Origin of the sequence: Paraburkholderia sp. SIMBA_027 (assembly GCF_046535315.1) — a bacterium.
Lineage (GTDB): Bacteria > Pseudomonadota > Gammaproteobacteria > Burkholderiales > Burkholderiaceae > Paraburkholderia > Paraburkholderia tropica.
This window is the reverse complement of sequence record NZ_JAWRWY010001794.1, coordinates 1-228: the sequence shown is the minus strand read 5'-3', so window position 1 is coordinate 228 and position 228 is coordinate 1. Positions and strand designations below refer to the sequence as shown.

Sequence of the window (228 nt, the reverse complement as noted above, 5' to 3'; positions counted from 1 at the left end):
TCAGCTCGACGGATTCGCCGCAGCCGCAGGCCGATGTCTGGTTCGGGTTGATGAAGGTGAAACCGGAGCGCAGCGTCGTCTGTTCGAAGCCGAGCTGGGTCCCAAGCAGATAAAGCACCGCCGAGGGCTCGATCCAGACGCGCGCGCCATCGCGCTCGATCAGGTCGTCCTTCGGATTGGGCTCTGTCACCATGTCGATGGTATATTCCATCCCGGCGCAGCCGCCCT

General features: G+C 63.2%; 1 protein-coding gene. It reads right to left on the bottom strand.

The genetic code is table 11. The features are described from left to right. Positions 1–228: iron-sulfur cluster assembly accessory protein (locus tag SB764_RS45355; protein ID WP_410867488.1), on the bottom strand; the 228-nt coding region annotated here is incomplete at both ends.